Genomic DNA, 19,308 nt, shown 5'->3' with positions numbered 1-19,308 from the left:
TGAAATTTATAGGATCAGATTCCGTTTGTACAGCTAGCCCAATTAAATTGGAAATTGTAATTTCGGATCGATCCGGTCACGTTCACAGTATCCGAAAAATTGGATTTGTTCCTTAATTGACCGGAAATAGTTCCTGTCATCGGACCATCTACTCCATCTATATCCCCATCCGTATAAGCTTGTTGTAATTGAAAATTGTCGTCGAAATTTTCGTACACATTAGAACTGGAATCCGTATATTCAAAAACAAATCCTTCGCTAAGTACCATAGTGCCGATCTCTTTCGGAATTTCCATATACACTTTTTCGGAAGAATTCGAACTCCAAGGCTGGGGAAACGGTAAAATCTCTCCGGAGTTATTATAATTCGGATGCTGCATGGAAACGTTGGTATGCAGAAGGAAACTGACCGCATCGACTTCAAGATTCAATTCGCAGTCGGGGCAGGCTGCTAAAATAAGTTGTGCATTTGCAAGGCAGAGAGGATTCCATCCTCCTTTATTTGAGTCATCTTCTAAAAAATCTAAATTTAAAAGAGAACATTGCAGAGTAAATAGAAGGAGGAATGCCCAAAACGGGAAAAGCACCCTTAAATGGCGAAACAATTTGGAAAAGGTTTTGTTCCCTATCATATAGGTAACTATACCATGATTTTTTTGTCTTTCGGACTTTTTCTTTTGAAAAAATATCCAAATTGGATGATTTGTTATAGGATAGAGGCTTATTTAGCTATATAATCTTCGAAAATCTCACGAAGACTGTCTTCCATTTCTCGGATATAACGTAGATCTTTAGTCATTCTCCAAAGAGTGATGGAACCATGATACGCCATCAACACTCTTCTGGAGACATATTGAATATCCATACTTCTGGTAAATTGACCGGAGGCAACCGCGCGGCTGAGATAATCTCGGATCATCTTAGTCCATTTTTCAGCGATACCTTTTAGAAATTCCGTATATTCCGGATCGGCATCCATCACTTGATTTGCAAAACCTGCAAATGGATCTCCGAAAAATTCATGATGACGGATCTGTCTTTCTTTCAAGATCACCCAGGCTCTTAAAAATTCTTGGACCTCTGGATATCTTTCCATGAGAGAGGCTAGGTCGGAAAGAGTCTTTTCTTCCTGGCGAGCGAGGTAGGCGATTCCTAGTTCCTTTTTAGAAGGAAAATGATCGTAAAGACTCGCAGCAACTGAGCCGGATTCTTGGATAATCTGTCTCATTCCGGTATTGGAAAATCCCTGTTTATAGAAAAGATCTGTCGCAGTATCCAGAATTCTTTCGCGGACACTGGCCCCGGAATCTCTTTTTTTTCTCTGAGCGGTCATGTGCTTAAATACGTTATTTTTTCAGTATTGCCCTAAAAACCTCGTTTCGTCAATAGAATTTGGGTTTAACGTATAAAAATACAGAACGAACGTTCTGTATTTTTTTTATTGCCCCGATTTCCCCGGGGTCTAAGCTAGTGTCAGGACGGTTCAAAATGTCTGTTACGGAAAAAGAACAAGTCAGAACCAGATTTTCGGATCTAGATACACAAAGACATACAACTAGTAGGACTTATGAGGATTCTTGTTTAGGGGATAGGTATCGTATCTTAGAAGAAGCGGGTTATTCTTGGAAAAGAATGCTCGAAGAATCGGTTCGATTACAAACCGTTGGGGCGGATATTCGTTTTCTTGCCCAACAAATGGAAAACACGGAATTATCCATACGCACTAGTTATCGCTCCGGACAGGATGGCCTATTGGCCTTCTCCCAAGAAGTTTTGGATCCAAACGGAAAAGTGGCGGCAGAGATCAGAACATTAGCAAGAACGGAGAAAGATGGAAAACCTTTCCAACTCATCGCTGCTCAAGATCCTTCCGAAGAGCTAATCTCTTCTTTCGAATCCGTACCTTCTTTTTCCGGATCTTGCGAACGGACACTTGCGGAAAGAGATCTATTTTACTGTGAAAGAAATCCATTCGGTGACTATAACCCTTCTCACTATTGGAGACTATTGGAAGAAGGTCGTTGGAATTTTACCGCAGAATGTGGACTGAGCCTGGAAGATCTGGTCGCAATGGACACCACACTTTTCTATATGGGTGGGAAGATCCGTTATCGTAAACCTCTTGCCGCTGGCAGAAGGGCAAAAGTGCAAACTTGGATCCATAGTTTTGATAAGATCTGGAGCCGAATGAGACAAGAGGTCAGCGACTCCGAAACAGGAGAGATATTAGCGGAATCCATGGACGATCTGCTCGTAGTTTCCGTAAGCAAGTCCAGGCCTAAAAAACCTGGAGAAGATCTGCTGAAAATATTCGCGAGAGTCACCGAGTTCCCTGAAGGAGGCCCCAAATGAAATATTATCTTATTTTAATGAACGTACCAAATAAAAGGTCTGGAGAAAGACAATGAAACTCGATAAAAAATTGGCGATTTGTACGCCAAGAAGAACTCCCTTCGCTCAAATTGCGAAAGCTTTAGGACCCTATCCTGGCCATCACTTAGGTCGTATAGTGGCTGAAGACATCATTGCAAAGAGTGGCGTTAAAAAAGATCAAATCGACGGGATCGTAGTTGGAGAAGGATTCTCTAATGCTCCGAACTCCGCGCGAGTGATCGCAAACCTGATCGGACTTAGGGACGAAGTTCCTTCGATCACAGTTTCCAATAACTGCGTATCCGGTATCGAAGCTCTTTCCGAAGCGGCTCGCCGTATCATTCTTGGAGAAGGAGAACTTTTCCTGGTAATCGGAGAAGAGTCTCAAACTTCTATGCCTTTCGTTGTGAAAAACGCAAGATTGAACAAGAAAGCGGGATCTTTGGACAAACTGAAAAAACTTCTTCCTGATAACCTTCCTGAAGGTGTGGAACTTAGAGACACTCTGGAAGACGGACTTGGCGACGGTGAAACTTCCTACGGAATGCAAGTAACTGCTGAGATCCTTGCTCAGAACTACGAACTTTCTCGTGAGATCACCGACAAACTCGCTTTCGAATCTTTCAAAAGAGCATTAGAAGCTTCTAAAGCAGGAAAATACGCTCCATTCATCATCCCGATGAAAGACGAAGACGGAACCGAGCTTACTATCGATGAGGCAGTCGGACTTCGTGAAGGACTTGTTGAAAACCCAAGCCGTATGGGAAGAGCAATGCTTCTTTTCGACAACCCTCAGATGAAATTCGACGAGTTCAAAACCAAGTATTCCAAATATCTTGAAAAATCTCACGGGCCAACCGTTTCCATCTTCAATGCGAGCCCTCGTTCCGATGGAGCAGCTGGTGTTATCTTAACTACGGTAGAAAAAGCGAAAGCTCTCGGATTAAAGATCGAAGCGGTACTTTCCGGATGGAAAATGAAAGGTGTGGATCCCAACTTGATGGGGATCGGACAAGCTTATGCAACCGAATCACTTCTTACGGACACCGGAGTTAAGATCGAAGACGTAGACTACGTTGAGATTCATGAAGCGTTTGCGGCAACTGCAGTAGCGGCTCTTGTTCAGATCGAAAAAGATACCGGTTGGAAATGGGAGCAAAAATTCGACGAGAAGAAGATCAACCCTAACGGTGGATCTATCGCGATAGGTCACCCTTTCGGAGCTACCGGTATCCGTTTGGTGAATAACGCGATCATGGACCTGCAAGAAGATCCTAAGGCAAAAAAAGTGGTTATCACTGCTTGTGCTCACGGTGGAATTGCAGGAGCAATGCTCATCGAAAGATTCGAAGGTTAATTTTTAACCTCTTAAATCGTATTAAGACCCCGAGGAAGGAGACTTCTTCGGGGTTTTTTATGTTTAAGGTTTAACTTGCTCTTTCTAAAGATGGTTGGTCCAAAATGGATCTTCTATTCTTTAAGATGAATAGTCCGAATACTAATGCAGTTACAAACATGAGCAAACTATAAGTAATCGGGACCACCGTCATAGTAGGGACTTGTAAAATGGTCCCTGTCACTAAAAGTGCTGTAGTCCCATTTTGGATGCCTAATTCAAAAGCGATCGTTACCGCTTGGGTCCTACTTAAACGTAAAAGTAAGCCCAGTAAAAATCCGAGACTGATACAAATACAATTCATAGTCAAAGCAGCAACGCCACTTTGAGCAAAAAATCCCCACATTTTTTCCCAGTTCTGTTTCACTAAGCCTGCAATGATTGCAAATAAAATGATCATCGAAAAAACTTTTACCGGTTTTTCACAAGCAGTCGCAAATTTTGGGGAATAATTTTTTACAACCATTCCGATCCCGACCGGAAGCACAGTGATGATAAAAAGTTGGAGGATTGTTTTGAGTATTGGAAGTTCTATCGTTTTTCCTTCCCCCATAAAATATACCATCGAGTAGTACGTCAAAAAAGGAAGAGTGAATGGTTTGATCACGCTAATCAGAGCGGTTAATGTTACCGATAAAGCTACATCTCCTTTAAACAAATACGAATACATATTTGAAGTCGGGCCGGATGGGCAGCAGGATAAGACCATTAATCCCACAGCCAACAACGGTTCCAGATGGAACATGGTTGCAACCATAAATCCTAAAAGCGGTAGTAGCAAAAGTTGGGCTAAAAGTCCCACCAATACTGCCTTAGGGAATAGAGCCACTCTTTCGAAATCTTTGAGCGTCAAAGATAGCCCCATCCCGAACATAATTATAAAAAGTGAGATCGGAAGCACTATCTCCAATAAAAATCCACTTTGCATTTTTTTTCTCCTTATTGTTTTAATTCGTTTCTTTTGTTACGAGTCTTGCGGGTTGGCCGTTCGTTTTAATCGGCTCTTTGGAAAACGAATATTCTATCTTTAAAAAGGAAATATCGTCCGTAAGATATTCCTCCATATCTTGGTAGATCTTGTGTAGATCTCCTTTCGCTTCTTCTATCCTGGAAAGGAAAGCTTCTTGGTTTTCATTGATCTCTTTGCTTCCATCTTCTCGGATACCTACAATCAGATCGTCTTTACCGTCAGAACCTATGAACAAAGAATCACCCGGTTTCAACTGAAATGACTGGACCGTAAATATGGAAGATGGATCGAAAGGTAATCCGATCCGATTGAAAAAATGTTTGGTCGGGATTAGACTTGCTTTTCCGTTTCTGTATAAGATGGGAGAAGGATGCTCCGCGTTTACTAAATATGTTTTGCCTGTAGCCTCTTCTATGACGCCGAGGATGGCGGTGACGAGCATACTTCCTTCGAAAATTTCAAACACTTTAGAAAGTTCTAAAAAAGTGGATCTCAACCAGCGTTGTGGAGTAAACTCTATCGTTTTATCTTCGAATAACCTTGTCCTATTTAAGATGGAACCGAATACGGAACCTAAAACGATTGCACCTCCTGCACCTTGGATCGATTTTCCCATTGCGTCCGCGTTCATGAACACGGTACAATTTGATCCTCCGATTTTGAGGCTCGCAGACATACAAAGATCTCCGCCGATCTCGTGGTTATGTTCCTTGAATACGAATTGTTTTTTCTGGCGAGTAAACGATTCAACGAAAACGCTTCCGTTCCGGATGGTCTCTATTCCGAACGGTTTTAAAAGAAGGGATGTTAAAAAATAATCCCCTTGTTGTTGTTCCAATAATTGAGTAAGCCTGGAAGTTCTGTCTTTTACCTGGTCTTCCAATGTGTCCGCATATACGGAGAGGGCAGTTCTTGCTTCTCGAATTGAGCTTACCATTCCATTAAAAGAGTCCGTAAGAAAACCGATCTCATCTTGGATACGAACTTGTAGCTTAGTATTTAGATCTCCTTGGTTTACTTTTCCGATCCCTATTAATAAATTTTTGAGAGGATTCCAGATCGCACCTCTAAAGAAGAGCCTAAACCCGAAAAGTACGACGAGTACGGTGATGAATAAAATTGCAAAGTAAGGTCTGATAGTTACGTGAAGAAAGTTTCTATATTCTTCGTACGGAAATGTTACTTCGTATTTATGATTTTGATCTTCGAGAGAAAATCTGTATAATACGGATCTTGATCCCACTTTACTATCTTCGATGAAATAACGTTCTGCTTCCGACGGAAAGATGGAGTCGTAATATCCTGAGGATTGTCTTAAGAAACTTTTGCGGAAATCCTGATCTGTTGGAATTCCTACACTCAGACTAGAGTTTGGATTTTGATTTTTTGGAATCCCGACATCCGCAGCGGAGATTGAATTCTGATTCGTCGGAGTTCTTGTATGCGGCCTAGAGTCCGAAACATTCTTCCGAATAAGGATCGAATTCTCCGCTTCTCGTAATTTACTTAGATCGAATGTATCTTCTTGTCTGGAAACGGATGCGAGCCCTATCCAATATAGAATGAGTAAGAATGTTCCCAAACAAATCCCGGTGATCCTGTTTAGAAAACGAGTCTGATCCGAAGTAGTATTGATGTAAAGGACTAGGATCACAAAACTTCCCGGGATCATAAAGAATGTATAAACGGTCAGGAAGTCCGTTCTGGAGATTAATCCTGCCCGGCTCATTCCGTTTGCGATCACGGGAGGGAATATTAAAAGAGAGAAGAATAGAACGAATAACCCGGTAAAACGATTGGATTCCTTAGAGGCAGTCCAACTTCTCCATATTCCCGTTAATATCATTAGGAAAGCATAAACTAAAACCAAAACTCCTAAGATCTTGTTCTCTAACGGAAGGGGGAAAGTCCAGATCTGTTCCGAAAAATCAAATACGGGTTCTTTTTTAAATGTGCAGAAAACATAATATATGGAAAAGGTTATCCAAACGAATAATTGCGTGATTAAGAACCGAAACGCGAATTTTTCTTTTACAGTAATCGGGTAGAAGAAAAAGAACTGCCCCATACAGGAAAATGCGGGAATGACGGCCAAGATCAGCCATCGATGATAGGCAGCTATGGGGGAATCGATACTATAAGCGATCACAAATGCGAACGCGTGGACTGATAATAAAAAAAATGCCCCAGCCAAATAAGAACTGGACTTGGATCTGTTTTTGATTGCGGCTAAAAAACTTGCGAGTACCGCGGTGAAAATACAAACGATCAAAGATCCGAAAGAAAAAAATGTCAGCTGTAAGCTCATAAAGCCCCCGAAGACATATAGCAGAAAGCGTGCCAATCTTAGTTTGAATTTTTACTTTGGAGATCCATCGTATCTTGCTTCGATTTCGCATTTAATTTGTTTCAATCGTTTTGGAACCCAAAACATCGATTGTTTTCAATCAGTATGGCAAAGAACGGTCGATCGATTTTAATCAGTTGCCCATCAGAATGTTGTATCCTTTTGTTTTCCGCACGTTTCATCCGGAAGTTTGATAAATTTCTTTCTGGCACGAAAACTGCTTAAGGAGGTTAGTCTCCTGATTACTTCGAAACGAATTTAGGAGACTCGTATAAAAACCGAGGAGAATATTAATGCGATACGGATGGAAAGGGAATTTAGTGAAAGGACTGATTCTTTTACTATTTCTTCCACTTATGGTTTTGCCGATCTCTGCAGAAGAAAAGGAAACTGCGGAACCGCCGAAGGACAAATGGAGAATATTATTAGGGGCTTTTGCAGGACAATTCGACTTACAATTACAAACGAAACTTCCGTTCAACTATGTAAACCCAAGTTCCGGTCAAAGAGAAATTCCTTCCTTAGGCAGAGCGAGCGGTCTTACACAAAACGGAGCAATGGATCTGGGAGTAGAAGGAATAGGTCCTCAGAAAGGGTTACAGTTCATGCTCTTAAGCGACTCCTTGGTCTTTCAGGCTTCCTATGCAAGAGTAGATGTGAATTTTGCTCCTCTTAGAAATCCTCCGATCGGCGTGAATACTGCGGAAGGAAACGCAGGAGGTAACGTTTATTCTAGCAGCTTGGACTATTATATGAATATAAGTCGTTTCGTTCAACCGATGGTAGGTGTCGGATACGCCGCTTTCGGAGCTTATTATAAGGCGCGTAACGTTATAGGCACTACAGTGGGCAATGGACTCTATGAATCCTTTCCTACGATAGATGCGGACGACGGATATAGTTCCAATGTGGGCAAAGCAGGACTACGTGTCAAGTTACCGATCCAAAGTTGGTATATCACGCCATACTTTCAATATGCGGGAAATGAATATCATATTAACGTAAGGACCACTGCCGGAACCGTACAAAACAACGTGAACGGTTATCCTGCGGACCCTAATGGAATGCTGGATGCTTGGTATTACCAAGGAGTAGGTTCGGTAAGTACAGTGGACTCGATGACCCAGATTTCCAGACAAGCAAGAAGTGCCGGGATCGTTTTCTTTATGGATTATAAAAAGTTCATAAGCCTTACGATCAATGCGAGAAGGAATTTTTCCCAAGCAGCTTGGAATGTTTCCGCTACCTTGATGTTATTCGTACATCCGAATATGGGGATCATGGCGAATTATTCTTATGCTGAACCTGAGATCCTGCTCAGTTTTAACCGATCCTGGGCCATTGGACCGGTATTCACTACTACATTCTAAAAGGATAACGTCGGATAGGAAAATAGAAAATATAAAGGCAGATCCGAAGGATCGACCTAATGCGTAAATAAGACTAATGGTTTCCGATCTTTTTAGAAAGTTCGGAGATCGATAGATCCAAAGATTCCAGTTCCGTTTGGAATTCCTTTCTCCGGGTCTCAGAAAGCTCTTCTTTAAGCTTTTCGAATGTTATGTTCAGGATCTCTCGCAGATCCTTTTTTTTTCTCAACTGCAAAAGGATATATTCTTCTTCTTCGAAAGTATTTAGGCCCGTAAAAGATCGTTTATTATCCAGATATTCCAATTTCTCCTGGAATACTTTTGCTTTTTCCGTCAGATCCGGATCGGGACGGAATATGTTCTCTCCCAAATTTTCAAAAATCTCTTTTGTCTTGGACAAAAAGGGAAAACCTACTAATTCGACTAATATGAAAGAGTCATTCGAATTTTTATCAGGATCCAGATCGGAAGTTTCTTCTAAATGAATAGATCCGGTGGACATTTCGGCAAAGCTAAAAGGTTCTTGTTCTGACAGGTGGGTCTTAGAGGCAGCGGGTCCTTCCGGATCAGATCCGGAGGATAGAAAATAAAAGCAGAATATTATCGCGGTAAAAAGAAATAAGAAGATCAGAAATCGAAATTTGGATCTAGGTTTCATGTATCCTTCCTAAAAAAAGAATCCGGCGGGGAACACCGGATTCGAATTGGAATTTACTTAACGGTATTGGTTAAACCATGAATATATTTTTCCTGCGGATGCGGACACCCATTCGTGTCCTGCCAGATAATCGGTATATCTATCCGTAGGAATTCCTTGGGACCTCAACTTGTCAAAATACAAATCCATGGTCCACCAAGGAACAACAGCATCCAAGAATCCGTGTACAAAGTATGTAGGCGGATGATTGGAAGGAAGAGTTGGAACGATACAAAGCGGTCCGCTGCAAGTTGCATAAGAACCGGATTGGATCGCTAATGCTTTAAATTCTCCCGGAAAAGATACAGCCATACGGCTAGTGTTGTACCCGCCGCTAGAAATACCGGTTGCGAATTTTTTATTCGGATTGATAGGTCCAAAACTGCCGTTACGGATCGCAGCAAATAGATTATTTAAGAAAATATAATCTGCCGTAAGTTCGTAGATTGTAGGCAGGTTGGTTTCCCAGAAAAGATCCAATCCCGCATCCGGAGCGATTACTGCGAATCCGTTATCTAACATTTTCTCGATGACTTTTACTTCGTAATACCCTCCGAACGGCGCTCCTTGTGTACGGGAAAACTGTACGGTAAAGAAAGATCCTTGGTACATAACTACGACAGGCCATCCTCCCGCAGGTGCAGTTCCTTCGGGTACTTGGTATCTGACGTCCCTAAATATCCCCGGTCTAGCTTGGATTTTTTTTGTAGAGTAAGAACAACTAGTCGTCTTAATCAAGAAACCTGTTGTTTTACAACGAGCAGCATCCACTTCTCCGGCTCCGGCAAATAGCAGAGCACCGATGAGTAGAGGCATTAACATTGTGATTCTCTTCAGCATTTTTTCCTCCCCGGGCCGAATTCATTCGGACCGGTATGCTTCCTAAAGCAAGACCTGTGCCTAACGAAAAAAATGTTTTGCATACCGCTTGTTCTACAAAATGGATTCAATATTTTGAATGTATTCACAGAATAGTTATTCTAACTAAATTCCATTGATCATTTTCAATCGCCGAAAATAGACAATTGATTGATTTCAATCGATTTCTATTCCGCCAAACCAATGGAATCGCCGTTATATCGGAGGATCTACAAGTTTCGAACCTTCTCCGCTCGGTACGGATATTGCTTTCTATCCCCTGTAATCTTTCCCAAAAAAATCAAAGGGAAAGAGGAGGACTTCTAACACATGAGACTTTTCTTATATTCTTTTTTACTAGTTTGGGGATTTTTATTTTCAAACTGTACTTCGATCTTTCTATATCTGATCAAACCTTCCGGTCCTTTTGCTTCGGAGAATGTTCCGACTTCTCCCGATTATTCTAAAAATGAATCTTGGGCTGCCCTTCCTGAGCTGAAAGATGATCCCGACGAGGTTCCGGCAATTACAGGTTGGAAAGATGGACAAAATGTGGCAAAGGCGGACGTATTCTTTGTCCATCCTACAACTTTTATTAAGGCGGATGGCTGGAATGCGGAGATCGGAACTAGCCTGATCGTTTATGGACTTTCTCCCTTAAAAATGCAGGCCTCCGTTTTTAATGAATCGGCAAAAGTCTATGCACCAAGATATAGACAAGCAGCGTTATACTCCTTTATCGATGATTCCGGAAGCGGAGAGAAGGCATTTGAGATAGCAAAAAAGGATGTACTTTCCGCTTTTGATCATTATCTAAAACATTATAACCAAGGAAGACCGTTTTTTATCGCAGGCCATAGCCAAGGTTCCATGATGCTTATTCATGTATTAAAGGAATATTTGGATCAGAAAAAAGTCCCGAACTTTGTGGCGGCATATCTTCCTGGTTGGGCAGTACATTCTTCCGAGTTTAAGAATTTAAAAGTATGCAAGAACTCAAAAGATCTAGGATGTTATATCAGCTGGAATTCCAAAAAATGGGGGTCCCAACTTTCCGATTTTGCACTTCCACCGGAAAGGTATGTGGGAGGCGTCTGTGTCAATCCAGTGAACTGGACTCCGAACAGTTCCGAAACTCCTAAAGAAGAACATAAGGGCGGGGTTGGTATCCAATTTTCGGGTTTGGATAAGGCTTATGTTAGAACGAAATGTGAAGGAGAAATGCTTTGGGTGGATCTACCCTCTAATCCGAACTACGAATCCAGAAGGGGAAACAAAAAAAATTATCATATCTCCGATTACGGGCTCTTCTATTTGGATATCAGAGAGAATATAAAAGAAAGACTCGAAGAATATTTTAATCGGAAAGGAAAACGTTAGAATTATCACTTAAGCGGCGTTTCGAAACGTGATTCAAGAAAATCGAAATGTCGCTTGACCTTCCGTTTTGGAATGGTCTTTTTAAACTCCGCTTTTATTTCATGTATCTCCAATTCCTGACCCTTTCTTTTTTGATCGCAGTACTTCTATGTATCTTAGGAGTGGTATACTGTCTAAGCGTAAAAAATAAGATCTCCGGCATAAGGGAGTTGATGCTCTCGTTCTTATGTTTGGTCTTTTTATATTCTGCTTGTGTATATGCTTCCGTAGAAACGGATCCAAGAGGTGCATTACATAGATGGATCACGGTTTCCGCCGCATTATTTGCCGCAGTATTTTTCCAAAGATTTTTTCTTAAATTTCCATCAGCGATTTTTCCTAAGGTATCCTCTTATCTGTTTAAGATACAATTGGGGATTGCGGCTTTAATCTCCCTTTGGTTCGTATGGCAGACAAAGGATTCCGTTAAAACGTTCAGATTTAACGGACAATATTGGGATCTTAGCGCTACCTTTCCGGGAAGAGTTGTGGCTATATTCTCTTTATTCTTAACCCTGAGTGTGATCGCCATAGCGATCGTACAGATCTTAAAGAATAAGGACCAGAAAAGGATCGCTCTTGCGGGAATACTCGGTTCCTTTTTCCTGAATTTTTTGATACCGACGATCTATCTTACCTTATTCAGGCTCGGTCAAGTAAGTGCAGAAGTATTCGTAAACGCATTGGCCATATCCGTGATCTCCGGATTTTTCATATTCCATATCTTTTTCGTTAGTTATGGCGGACATAGAACTTCGCTTACGGTTCGGATCCTGACGATAGTACTCGCGATGGCATTGTCCGTGACTCAGGTAATGTCGGGTGGGTTAAGCAAGGCGATTGAGAACGAATACGACAGCATCCAAACGAACGTGCTACAAAATGCAAAATTATCCTCTCCGCCTAAGGATTCCGTTTTTCTTTCTAAATTAGGGGAAAATGTTTCCAAATCCGATCTAAGCCTCGCAGTTCCGGGACTTCGCTCTTTCGTTTTGGCTTCTTCCGGAAAACCCCTGATTGTATATCAGAATTTCATAAATAATGTCGAAATGGGATTGGAGTATTCTTCCTATAGAAGTTTTGTTCACGGATACGTTCTAGATTGGGCGATCCGTTTATTTATAGGTCTTTGTGTATTGATCTTCGGATTTTTGATCTTTATGAAGATCTCCATCTTAAATCCGTTGTTTGCCTTATTAAAAGGTTTGGATCGAGTAGAAGGAGGAGAACTTTCCGTCGAAGTAGAAGTGCGTAATAAGGACGAGATCGGTCTCTTGACCCAGGCATTTAATGCAATGGTCCGCTCTATTCGCGAAGCCAGGCAGGAGCTTCAACAATATACGTCCAACTTAGAAAGGACCATTTTAGAGAGGGATTCTATCTATGACGCTGTCCCTCAGGAGAGGGTGTTATCTAATAAAACCTTAATATATGCTTCTAGGAGTATGCAGGCGGTTGTGGACCGAGTTGAAAGAATTTCCGGAAGAGAACAACCTGTATTGATTACCGGGGAGACCGGCACCGGAAAGGAGATAATTGCGGGTCTTCTCCATGAATTAGGAAGAGGAAAAGACAGTCCATTCGTTCCGATCAACTGCGCCGCCGTTCCGGCCAACCTTTGGGAAAGCCAGATTTTCGGTTATGTAAAAGGAGCATTTACCGACGCAAAATCCGATTACGCTGGCTTGGTAGCCGAAGCTAACGGCGGTACTTTATTTTTCGACGAAGTGGGCGAGATGCCTATAGAGATCCAGCCTAAAATATTAAGATTATTGCAAGAACGTAAATACAAACAAGTGGGTGGGCGTTCCGAACTTAAGGCGGAATGTAGAGCGATCTTTGCTACTCACAGAAATCTTAGATCTATGGTCGCAAAAGGAACTTTTAGAGAGGATTTGTATTATAGGATCAACGTATTCGAGATCGGGATCCCACCTTTAAGAGAAAGAAGATCCGATATCCCGTTTCTTGCGAATCGATTCGTGGAACATTATTCCAAACAAATGGAGATGGACAAACCCAATATTAGCGAAGAAGTTATGGATCTTTTTTTGGAATTTCCTTGGTCGGGGAATATACGAGAATTGGAAAATTGTATTATCCGGACTCTTGCCGATCTAAAAGGAGATCATATCAAAATTTCGGATCTTCCTCCCGAGTTATTGGAACTGAAAAATTCCCAAAAGGAAGAAATCGGGGAAATTCCCATTGCAAACGGATCGTATGCAGCAGGGTTCGAACCTTTGGTTTCCATGTATTCCAGAAGACTGATAGAAACGGCATTACAGAAATGTAAAGGGAATAAATCGGAGGCCGCTAGGCTTTTGAAAATTTCCAGAGGAAAACTACAATACCAGATGAAAATGTTGGATATGGAATAGACCTGAAAGTTCGTTTTACAAACGAATCTACGAATAAATCGATCATACACTTTCTTTTCGGTTTGATATAAAACGAACGAAATTTCTAACTAGCCGTATGACAGAGAAATTTGACGTTTTGTCCATACCCTTCAATGTACATATCCAGCTTTCCAGACCTAAACAGGGAGAAGATGCTCTCTTGGTAATGGAAGACAAACCGATCTATAAAAACCATGTAGGTTCCGGACACGCTGCAGCATTATTCGCACTTGCAGAAGGGAGTGGAGGGGAATATTTACTTTCCAAAGTGGCTTCCCTTCCTTTCGAAATTATTCCGGTGGTGCGTAAATCGGAAGTAAAGTATAAAAAGCCTGCGCAAGGTAGAGTTATATCCAGAGGAGTGATTCAAGAAGAGGAATGGTCCGCGTTTATGGCCCAACTCGAAAAGAAGGGAAGAGCGGGACTTACAGTTGGTGTGGAACTCTTTGATGAAACTCAATCGAATGTGGCGAGTTTCAGTTTTGATTGGTTTATAGCAAAAAAATAGAATTTCCTTTTCGGAAGATCCGAAACTGCCCAGGTAAGGAATGTATGAGGGTGTTTATTCCGGGTTAATTACTGCTGTAGGCCGGACAATTTTCCGGCCTCACTTACAATGACGCACTGACCACTTATATTTCAATTATAAAATTTTCAAACAAGTATATATCCCGTTCGAAATAAATTAAAAATTTATAATGTTTTTTCGAACGTATGTATTTACTTACATATTTTTCAAAAATAATTTGACCTTCCTTAAATTTCGGTTACGCCATTTTGTTGGACTGTGGAGGCGAAGGAAATGAAAAACAAACATTCGGATTTTTTGACCCTAGCATTGGCGCTTATCCTCATCACGATCGGTTGCGATCCTAGATCGGAAGAAAATACATTATTGGAACAGGCAGTTTTTTCGGATCGAGCTAAGGCAGCGGGTTCAAATCCGATTTTAAACAGTCTTGCTTTACCCACTTCCACGCCTGCGGATGTATTCTTAGTAGGTGCCGCAAAGTCCGATATAACGGGACCTTTCGTACAATCGAGCACTGGATATAATAGTCCGGGAGACGAGATGTCGGGTTTAGCAATGAGGCTTTATGCTAGAGCCTTCGTGATAGAACGTCCCGGTGGAGGGCGAGTTGCCATAGTTACCAACGATATGATCCATATGTACCAAAGCGTAAAGATGGGGGTCGTTAAAAAGTTACAGGCCGACGGTTACGGATCTGAATTCAATAATGATAATGTTCTTTTGTTTGCGACCCACACACATGCCGCCCCTTCTAATATTTCTTGGTACACCTTATTCAATCTATTCAACGGAGTGATCGGTTTTGATAAGGTTCACTATAATATCGTAGTAAACGGTATCGTGGATTCTATTAAGGCGGCTTATAATCAGAGAAGAGAGGCAAGGATCAAATTTATAGCGGGAAATCTTTCCAATTTTGCGAATAACAGATCTATTGCCGCGTATAACTGGAATCTAGATAAGACCAATTACCCTACGAATATAAACGAGACAATGAGTTTACTTCGTTTCGAAGGAACAGACGGTTCTCCCATCGGTTTATTGAACTGGTTTGCCGTTCACGGAACTTCTCTTGGAATTACGAATCGTAGGGCTCATGGAGATAATAAGGGTTATGCTTCTTATCTGGTAGAAAATACGTTTGGTGGGAATTTTGTGGCCGCATTTCCTCAAGGTCCCATGGGAGATGTGAGCCCTAATTCTCCTGATCCGAGCGATATTACGAAACCTTTCTTAAGGCCGAATGAGATGGATCCAAGCCTGGATCCTGAGGAAAATCCTATCGTTCATGGTACTAAACAGGGAAATAGAGCTTTAGAATTGTATAATGCAGCTACATCAACGATAACGGGAAATATCGGATACAGACATTCTCACGTCGTTTGGAATAATAAAGTTGCCGTAGATCCTTCCTATATCGGGACCTTCTCCATGCCTTGGGATACGAACTCAGGAAATACGACCTGCGTGGCTACTGTCGGCGGTGGTTTTTTGGCCGGAGATGAAGAAGGTGCACCTGTAGATTTCGCAAGAGAAGGTGAAATTCGGAACGATTTCGTTTTTGAAAATGGAGCTTGGGTTAAAAAGAATTATTCTTTAACTAATTTAAGCGGTGCCGCCCAGATCTTGGGATATCTTTGGCCCCTCGCTCAATTGGCTTTGGGTTCTGCAGAGTATGAGGAGTGTGATAAGGAAAAGTTCACACTTCTTCCTGTGGGAGAAGTGGACAATTTCTGGTTCCCGAATCCTCAGGTGCCTTTTGTTCCGGTAGTCCTGCCGTTACAAGTGATTACGATAGGCAACACTGCGATTGTGGCTTCTCCTTTCGAGGTAACTACGAATGCAGGAAGAAGGTTGAAAGCTAAGTTAACCGCTACTCTTGCTCCGGGGGGAATCTCCAACGTAGTTGTAGGAGCGATGGCAAATGCTTATGCTCAGTATTTAACTACTCGGGAAGAATATTCCGCGCAGAATTTCGAAGGAGGATTTAGCGCTTATGGACCATGGGCGAACGCGGCACTGATCCAGGAATTCGATAGGATCGCGAAGGATATAGTGGCGAATCGCCCTACGGCTGCCGGGCCGAATCCTCCTGATCTTTCCAATCAACAGTTTATACAAACTTGGTTATCCAAAAACGGTGTTGTGAATGATGGAGGAGATTTTGGAAAAGTCCTGGCGGATACAAATTCTTCTTACAACAAAAGCAAGGATACCGTAACGGTTAAATTCCAAGGTTCACATCCAAGAGTTGTCCAAGACAAAAAGCTGGATGGAACTCTATCTTCTTTTTATGATCCGAATACTTACTCTTATTTGGAAATCCAAAGGAAGAACGGAAGTTCATGGTTGACCGTCGCAAATGATAACAATCCATACACCGCTTATGATTGGGCAAGGACCGGCGGAGATCTTTCCGCTACTTCCGAGGTTACGATCACTTGGTTGATCCGCAACCAACCGGCTGGCACTTACAGGATTGTATACAACGGTTTAGCGAAACAGTTCTGGGGAATTTTCTGGACCTACAAAAAATTTACCGGGACTTCCAGAGAGTTCGTTTTGCAATAAAACAACTCCCGTAAAAAAACCGGTTTCAGACCAAACGAATATCCCGGAAACGGATGGACCTGTTCCCGGGACTTGGATATGATTCCACTATGGCTTTCAAATCCGTTTTGATTTTACTTTCCATAATGATCTTTACCTCTTCTCTATTTTCCGCTCCTAAGGCCGTCTATGATTTTACGGTAAAAGATATCAAAGGAAAGGATGTGGCACTTTCCAAATATAAAGGTAAAACCTTACTCATCGTAAACGTGGCTTCTAAATGCGGGTATACCTACCAATACGAAAATTTGGAAAAGGTATACAAAAAATATAAAGAGAAGGGCTTCGAGATCGTAGGGTTTCCTGCGAATAATTTTCTATCTCAAGAACCGGGCAGTAACGAAGAGATAGAACAATTCTGCAGACTGAAAAAAGGTGCAACCTTCGATATGATGTCCAAAATTTCAGTGAAGGGAGAAGACCAACATCCTTTGTATGTATACCTCACTTCTAATGCTCCGGATCCGGGTGATGTAAAATGGAATTTTGAAAAATTCCTGATCTCTCCTGCGGGCAGAATTGTGGCAAGATTCCGTTCCGGAACCGAACCGGATAGCAAAGAGGTCACCGAGGAAATCGAGAAAAATCTAAAATAGAGTCGTGTTGTTGGAGTTCCTACAAATGTTCTTTCAAAAAAGCTAATGTGATCGCCCAGGCTTGAGCGGCTGAAGTTTTATGATAAGCCGCTCTTGCGTCACAAAAGAACCCATGCTCTGCTTCAGAAAAGACCAACTCCACATAATTTTTTCCGGAGCTTTTTAGTAATTCGGAGATCGCGGCTATTTGATTTTGTTTTACACTTCTATCCTTTCCCGCCCATACTAAAAGTAATGGGGCTTTCTGTTTGGGGGAATATTCTTCGGAAGTTTGGACGATCCTGGATCCGTAATACGAAACAGCCGCTCTGAATTTATATATCGAATTTGCAAAAAAGGAAACCCATCCACCCAGACAATAACCGATGCTCGCGATCCTATCCGGAATACTTTTTGGATTTGATTTGATCCAATCCAGGACAGCGCTCAGATCTGATTCTAAATTTTCAGGCGTTAGTTGGCTGAAATGAGGTTTTAATGCCATAAAATCTTCGTAACTTCCCGCAAATCCTGGAGGAGCGGTCCTATAATAAAGTTCGGGAGCGACAGCAAGATAGCCTTCCTTTGAAAATCGGACTGCGACATCTTTGATATGATCGTTTACACCGAATGCCTCTTGTAATACTAAAACACAGGGAGAAGGAGAAGAATCCGGATAAGCCACGAATGTTTGCATTTCTCCATGAGCTGTTTTGATTGTAACAGTTTCCGTATTCATCTTCACCTCGGTATAAGCAGGTAGAAAGATCTAATCGTATGAGTCTTTGTCGATCGATTTACAAGCTTATAATGCGTATTTAAGTTCTTTTCTTTTTTTTCCGGATATACAAATTAGTTTCATGTCAGTTCGTATTTTCTGGTCCCTTCTTTTATTCCCTTCTTTTATATTTTCCCAATCTTTTGCTCCCGAGATCTATGAAACAAAAAGTAAGACCAAGGTGGATCTTTCGTCTATCATCGAAAAGGCGAAAGACGCGGATGTGATCATTTTCGGAGAAGAGCATAACGATAAGGTCGGACATGTATGGAAATTAGAGGCTTTCCAAAAATTGGCCTCTACATATTCTACACTTCTTTCTTTGGAAATGTTGGAGAAGGATCAACAGAGATCCGTAGATGAATATTGTAAAGGGGAGATTACTGAAAAGGGATTTTTGAGTTCCGGAAAATTTTGGCCGAATTACCAAACGGATTATCATCCGATGGTATCTTTTGCGAAAGAAAATAAACTTCCTGTCCTTGCGGCTAACGCTCCGAGAAAATACGTGAACCTTGTATCTCACCAAGGTTTGGAATCTTTATACAAGATCAGAACTCCTTTTCTTCCGCCGAGATATACTTATAATTTATTCAGACAAAAAGAATACGAAGAACTTCTCTCGGCAATGATCGCAGAACATACATCTACCGGTTTTTCTCCCGATAAACAAAAATTTATAGATGCACAATATGTTTGGGATGCTTCTATGTCGGATTCTATAGCAGAGGCATATTTTTTATTAAAAAGAAAGATTGTACATGTGAACGGAAGATTTCATTCTGATCGAAGTTTAGGGCTGACATATAGGCTGAAACAAATGGGCCTGAATGTTTTAACCGTCAGTATTTTTCCTTCGGAGGAAGGCAAAAGTTTTCAGGAAGAGGATTGGAAATTGGCTGATTTTCTGGTAATCACCGAAAGAAAACCCGTGCCATAAACACTTTCTTGCTTGTAGGGTACACGGATCTCTCCGACATT

16 protein-coding genes are annotated in these 19,308 nt (G+C 41.6%); 9 read left to right on the top strand and 7 right to left on the bottom strand.

The features are described from left to right. Positions 1 to 14: 14 nt before the first annotated feature. A complete protein-coding gene (locus tag LEP1GSC192_RS03820; RefSeq protein ID WP_157186885.1) occupies positions 15 to 431 on the bottom strand; it encodes a hypothetical protein in 417 nt (138 codons plus the stop codon). Positions 432 to 721: 290 nt separating this feature from the next. After that, on the bottom strand, positions 722 to 1,333 hold the full coding sequence (locus tag LEP1GSC192_RS03815) for a TetR/AcrR family transcriptional regulator (protein WP_020768686.1): 612 nt from the start codon (positions 1,331 to 1,333) through the stop codon (positions 722 to 724). Positions 1,334 to 1,488: 155 nt separating this feature from the next. On the opposite strand from LEP1GSC192_RS03815, the gene LEP1GSC192_RS03810 reads away from it, so the two are divergent. Beyond that, entirely contained in the window at positions 1,489 to 2,352 is an 864-nt protein-coding gene (locus tag LEP1GSC192_RS03810; protein ID WP_020768628.1) for a thioesterase family protein, read from the top strand. Positions 2,353 to 2,404: 52 nt separating this feature from the next. Continuing rightward, a complete protein-coding gene (locus LEP1GSC192_RS03805; protein WP_020768696.1) occupies positions 2,405 to 3,730 on the top strand; it encodes a thiolase family protein in 1,326 nt (441 codons plus the stop codon). 70 nt (positions 3,731 to 3,800) lie between these two features. On the opposite strand, the gene LEP1GSC192_RS03800 is transcribed toward LEP1GSC192_RS03805, so the two are convergent. Both LEP1GSC192_RS03800 and LEP1GSC192_RS03795 read right to left on the bottom strand, forming a co-directional pair. Next, on the bottom strand, positions 3,801 to 4,697 hold the full coding sequence (locus LEP1GSC192_RS03800) for a bile acid:sodium symporter family protein (protein WP_020768543.1): 897 nt from the start codon (positions 4,695 to 4,697) through the stop codon (positions 3,801 to 3,803). Between the two features lie 19 nt (positions 4,698 to 4,716). Then, entirely contained in the window at positions 4,717 to 7,047 is a 2,331-nt protein-coding gene (locus LEP1GSC192_RS03795) for a SpoIIE family protein phosphatase (protein WP_020768575.1), read from the bottom strand. Positions 7,048 to 7,379: 332 nt separating this feature from the next. Between LEP1GSC192_RS03795 and LEP1GSC192_RS03790 the strand changes: the two genes are divergently transcribed. Then, the gene (locus LEP1GSC192_RS03790; protein ID WP_020768597.1) at positions 7,380 to 8,456 is read left to right on the top strand and encodes a hypothetical protein; all 1,077 of its coding nucleotides are present in this window, start codon (positions 7,380 to 7,382) and stop codon (positions 8,454 to 8,456) included. Between the two features lie 73 nt (positions 8,457 to 8,529). Here LEP1GSC192_RS03790 and LEP1GSC192_RS19235 read toward each other — a convergent pair whose 3' ends face one another. Both LEP1GSC192_RS19235 and LEP1GSC192_RS03780 read right to left on the bottom strand, forming a co-directional pair. Further along, positions 8,530 to 9,114, bottom strand: coding sequence for a hypothetical protein (locus tag LEP1GSC192_RS19235; RefSeq protein ID WP_020768627.1), 585 nt, complete (start codon positions 9,112 to 9,114; stop codon positions 8,530 to 8,532). A gap of 57 nt (positions 9,115 to 9,171) precedes the next feature. Next, a complete protein-coding gene (locus LEP1GSC192_RS03780; RefSeq protein WP_036088939.1) occupies positions 9,172 to 9,993 on the bottom strand; it encodes a plasmid partitioning protein in 822 nt (273 codons plus the stop codon). 348 nt (positions 9,994 to 10,341) lie between these two features. Here LEP1GSC192_RS03780 and LEP1GSC192_RS03775 point away from each other — a divergent pair, with 348 nt between their 5' ends. From LEP1GSC192_RS03775 to LEP1GSC192_RS03755, 5 genes are all read left to right on the top strand, one after another. After that, positions 10,342 to 11,391 (top strand): DUF3089 domain-containing protein, encoded by a 1,050-nt coding sequence (locus LEP1GSC192_RS03775; RefSeq protein WP_020768615.1) that lies wholly within the window; start codon positions 10,342 to 10,344, stop codon positions 11,389 to 11,391. A gap of 47 nt (positions 11,392 to 11,438) precedes the next feature. After that, a complete protein-coding gene (locus LEP1GSC192_RS03770; RefSeq protein WP_020768678.1) occupies positions 11,439 to 13,811 on the top strand; it encodes a sigma 54-interacting transcriptional regulator in 2,373 nt (790 codons plus the stop codon). 97 nt (positions 13,812 to 13,908) lie between these two features. Then, entirely contained in the window at positions 13,909 to 14,340 is a 432-nt protein-coding gene (locus LEP1GSC192_RS03765; protein WP_198289293.1) for a YiiD C-terminal domain-containing protein, read from the top strand. Between the two features lie 294 nt (positions 14,341 to 14,634). Further along, complete coding sequence (locus LEP1GSC192_RS03760; RefSeq protein WP_020768694.1) at positions 14,635 to 16,935, top strand: neutral/alkaline non-lysosomal ceramidase N-terminal domain-containing protein; 2,301 nt, start codon at positions 14,635 to 14,637, stop codon at positions 16,933 to 16,935. A 125-nt stretch (positions 16,936 to 17,060) separates the two neighbouring features. After that, the gene (locus LEP1GSC192_RS03755) at positions 17,061 to 17,570 is read left to right on the top strand and encodes a glutathione peroxidase (RefSeq protein WP_232420952.1); all 510 of its coding nucleotides are present in this window, start codon (positions 17,061 to 17,063) and stop codon (positions 17,568 to 17,570) included. Between the two features lie 19 nt (positions 17,571 to 17,589). On the opposite strand, the gene LEP1GSC192_RS03750 is transcribed toward LEP1GSC192_RS03755, so the two are convergent. Beyond that, positions 17,590 to 18,288, bottom strand: a complete 699-nt coding sequence (locus LEP1GSC192_RS03750; protein WP_020768695.1) for a dienelactone hydrolase family protein — start codon at positions 18,286 to 18,288, stop codon at positions 17,590 to 17,592. 121 nt (positions 18,289 to 18,409) lie between these two features. Here LEP1GSC192_RS03750 and LEP1GSC192_RS03745 point away from each other — a divergent pair, with 121 nt between their 5' ends. Then, positions 18,410 to 19,267: a ChaN family lipoprotein gene (locus LEP1GSC192_RS03745; RefSeq protein WP_020768652.1), complete on the top strand. Its 858-nt coding sequence runs from the start codon at positions 18,410 to 18,412 to the stop codon at positions 19,265 to 19,267. Positions 19,268 to 19,308 lie beyond the last annotated feature (41 nt).

Origin of the sequence: Leptospira sp. B5-022, assembly GCF_000347035.1 — a bacterium.
GTDB lineage: Bacteria > Spirochaetota > Leptospiria > Leptospirales > Leptospiraceae > Leptospira_B > Leptospira_B cinconiae.
The sequence above is the reverse complement of the archived record's forward strand: the minus strand, read 5'-3'. Positions and strand labels throughout refer to the sequence as shown.

Excerpts from the sequence above, each read along its gene's own strand:
- LEP1GSC192_RS03790 (WP_020768597.1), top strand. The coding sequence starts at position 7,380 with ATGCGATACGGATGGAAAGGGAATTTAGTGAAAGGACTGATTCTTTTA.
- LEP1GSC192_RS03760 (WP_020768694.1), top strand. The coding sequence starts at position 14,635 with ATGAAAAACAAACATTCGGATTTTTTGACCCTAGCATTGGCGCTTATC.
- LEP1GSC192_RS03795 (WP_020768575.1), bottom strand. The coding sequence starts at position 7,047 with ATGAGCTTACAGCTGACATTTTTTTCTTTCGGATCTTTGATCGTTTGT.
- LEP1GSC192_RS19235 (WP_020768627.1), bottom strand. The coding sequence starts at position 9,114 with ATGAAACCTAGATCCAAATTTCGATTTCTGATCTTCTTATTTCTTTTT.
- LEP1GSC192_RS03745 (WP_020768652.1), top strand. The coding sequence starts at position 18,410 with ATGTCAGTTCGTATTTTCTGGTCCCTTCTTTTATTCCCTTCTTTTATA.
- LEP1GSC192_RS03810 (WP_020768628.1), top strand. The coding sequence starts at position 1,489 with ATGTCTGTTACGGAAAAAGAACAAGTCAGAACCAGATTTTCGGATCTA.
- LEP1GSC192_RS03815 (WP_020768686.1), bottom strand. The coding sequence starts at position 1,333 with ATGACCGCTCAGAGAAAAAAAAGAGATTCCGGGGCCAGTGTCCGCGAA.
- LEP1GSC192_RS03755 (WP_232420952.1), top strand. The coding sequence starts at position 17,061 with ATGATCTTTACCTCTTCTCTATTTTCCGCTCCTAAGGCCGTCTATGAT.
- LEP1GSC192_RS03770 (WP_020768678.1), top strand. The coding sequence starts at position 11,439 with ATGTCGCTTGACCTTCCGTTTTGGAATGGTCTTTTTAAACTCCGCTTT.
- LEP1GSC192_RS03805 (WP_020768696.1), top strand. The coding sequence starts at position 2,405 with ATGAAACTCGATAAAAAATTGGCGATTTGTACGCCAAGAAGAACTCCC.
- LEP1GSC192_RS03800 (WP_020768543.1), bottom strand. The coding sequence starts at position 4,697 with ATGCAAAGTGGATTTTTATTGGAGATAGTGCTTCCGATCTCACTTTTT.
- LEP1GSC192_RS03765 (WP_198289293.1), top strand. The coding sequence starts at position 13,909 with ATGACAGAGAAATTTGACGTTTTGTCCATACCCTTCAATGTACATATC.
- LEP1GSC192_RS03775 (WP_020768615.1), top strand. The coding sequence starts at position 10,342 with ATGAGACTTTTCTTATATTCTTTTTTACTAGTTTGGGGATTTTTATTT.
- LEP1GSC192_RS03780 (WP_036088939.1), bottom strand. The coding sequence starts at position 9,993 with ATGCTGAAGAGAATCACAATGTTAATGCCTCTACTCATCGGTGCTCTG.
- LEP1GSC192_RS03750 (WP_020768695.1), bottom strand. The coding sequence starts at position 18,288 with ATGAATACGGAAACTGTTACAATCAAAACAGCTCATGGAGAAATGCAA.